The 2941-nt window shown below is 52.4% G+C and carries 1 protein-coding gene; it reads left to right on the forward strand.

The window, feature by feature from the left end; all coding sequences use genetic code 11:
- Positions 1-3 precede the first annotated feature (3 nt).
- Positions 4-2934, forward strand: coding sequence for a DNA translocase FtsK (locus ACTHUT_RS16950; RefSeq protein ID WP_440419152.1), 2931 nt, complete (start codon positions 4-6; stop codon positions 2932-2934).
- Positions 2935-2941 lie beyond the last annotated feature (7 nt).

Consider the following 2941-nt stretch of genomic DNA (forward strand, 5'->3'; position numbering starts at 1 on the left):
GAAATAAACGAAGAAGACAGCCCGGTCGGTTTTTTCGACCAACTGGACAGCCTGAAACGTTTGTTCAGCATGAACAAGCGCACTGCCGACAACCATAAAATTGCCCGCATCCGCCTGCTTTCCGTGCTCGAACACAATAAAATGAAACGCGCCGAAACAAACGAAGAGCACGCAGCAGAACCGTTTACCGAAGAGCTGGAACACATCACAGCTACCGAAGAAGAAATCAAAGTTGCACCTAAAACCCGCAAATCTGCCAAACCGGAACGTATTCCTAAAATCACGCCGTTTGCACAGATGGAAACGCCCGAATACAGCCCGTCTTTGGTGCAAAACAGCAATTTTGAAGAAATCACATTAGAAGAAGCCACCCGTTCCCTGCACGAAGCAGCGGTTGAAGAATGGAACGAGCATTTGGCCGAAAAAAATGCGCCAATTTACAAAGACGAAGTCGAAACCCCATTATTGCGCGCTTCATCCCTGCCGATGACCGGCATGGAAATCATCGACTATAACGACCCTATCTTGCGCCGCACACGCGAACGTGCCTTGGCGCGTGCCAATAATGTCCGCGTGGCAGAAGCCAATGCGCCGCATATCGAAACCGTTCAGACGGCCTTAAGAACTGCCGAAAAAGAAGCCATCCTCCCCTATACTTCCATGCAGGCATTCCCTTCTGAAATCCAAGCGGAAGATATTCACAACAACCTTGCCCGCCGCACCGCCGCCCGCCACAAACTGGCCGAAGCCGTCGCCCCATTACGCGGCTACTCTCCGCGCACCATCGAAAATGACGAAATTTTGGCCAACTTGGGACAAATCAGCCGTCCTGCCAGCTTGCGCCGTCAAGTTCGCTATACCGAAGCGGCCGCCGAAAGATGGGCGCGTAAACAAGCTGCCACGGAAGCTGTTGCACCACGACCTGCCGCACCGGCAACGCCGTCCCGTCCGAAACCGGCTGCGCCTGTTAAAAAATCCCCTTATATCTCCCGACCTGCCGCGCCAAACGCAACCGTAGTCGAGCCGCCTGCCGTACCGGTTGTCCCTATGGCTAAAACCGATATTCCTGAGCCGCCCGTTTTCCAAACCTCGATTGCGCCGATTGATATCCCCGAACCGCCTGCTTTTGAACATAAAATCCAAGTGCCGATTTTTGATGCACAAGTCAATGCGCATGTCAGCAATCAGCCTGAACGCAGTATCCACGATTATTTAATCAGCGAATCTGCCGTCGAAGAAACGGAATTCGATAGTGAGCCGGAAGCAACTGTACAACCGGAAGCAGAAGCTATTCAAGCGGTTGAAGCTATTGAACCCGTTGAATCTGTTGAAACAATCTCAAGGCCGTCTGAATATACACAGACAGCCGTTGAAACGCCTGTTCAAACCGTAGAACCAAGCGTTCAAGAGAGTACGCCAAGCGTAGTTCATCCAACTTCGGCAACACTTACCGATGCACGCCTGCCGACTACCGCCCTGCTTCTGCCGCCGCAATTTGACCCAAGCGCATCGCAAACTGAAGAACAGTTGTTGGAAAACAGCATTACCATCGAAGAAAAACTGGCCGAGTTCAAAGTTAAAGTCAAAGTGATGGATTCCTATTCCGGCCCGGTCATTACGCGCTACGAAATCGAGCCTGATGTCGGCGTGCGCGGCAGTGCCGTTTTGAACCTCGAAAAAGACTTGGCGCGCTCGCTTGGTGTGGCTTCTATCCGCGTGGTGGAAACCATCCCCGGCAAAACCTGCATGGGTTTGGAATTGCCTAATCCGAAACGCCAAATGATCCGCTTAAGCGAAATCTTCAATTCGCCTGCGTTTACCGAATCTAAATCCAAACTGACTCTCGCACTCGGCCAAGACATTACCGGCCAGCCTGTTGTGACAGACTTGGCCAAAGCACCGCATCTGCTGGTTGCCGGTACGACCGGTTCGGGTAAATCCGTAGGTGTGAACGCCATGATTCTGTCCATGCTCTTCAAAGCAACGCCTGAAGACGTGCGCATGATTATGATTGACCCGAAAATGCTGGAGCTGAGCATTTACGAAGGCATTCCGCACCTGCTCGCCCCCGTCGTGACTGATATGAAGCTGGCCGCAAATGCCCTGAACTGGTGCGTCAACGAAATGGAAAAACGCTACCGCCTGATGAGCTTTATGGGCGTGCGCAACCTTGCCGGTTTCAACCAAAAAATTGCCGAAGCCGCCGCACGTGGCGAAAAAATTGGCAGCCCGTTCAGCCTCACGCCTGAAAACCCTGAGCCATTGGAGAAACTGCCGTTTATCGTGGTCGTGGTAGATGAGTTTGCCGATCTGATGATGACTGCAGGCAAGAAAATTGAAGAACTGATTGCCCGTCTTGCCCAAAAAGCGCGTGCAGCCGGCATCCATTTAATTCTTGCCACCCAACGCCCAAGCGTGGATGTCATTACCGGCCTGATTAAAGCCAATATTCCGACACGCATTGCCTTCCAAGTATCCAGCAAAATCGACAGCCGCACGATTCTTGACCAAATGGGCGCAGAAAACCTGCTCGGCCAAGGCGATATGTTGTTCCTGCCACCCGGCACCGGTTATCCGCAACGTGTACACGGCGCGTTTGCTTCCGACAACGAAGTACACCGCGTAGTGGAATATCTGAAACAATTCGGTGCGCCTGATTATATCGACGATATTTTAAGCAGCGGTTCGACCGAGGACTTTACCGGCACCAGCCGTAGCAACGACAGCGACCTTGACCCCATGTATGACGAAGCCGTTTCCGTTGTCTTAAAATCGCGTAAGGCCAGCATTTCCAATATCCAACGCCAACTGCGCATCGGCTACAACCGCGCCGCCCGCTTGATTGACCAAATGGAAGCCGACGGCATTGTTTCACCGGCGGAAAACAACGGCAACCGCACCATCTTGACGCAAAGCAGCGACCATCTGGATTAATTTATCC

Source organism: Neisseria sp. P0022.S010 (assembly GCF_051956635.1).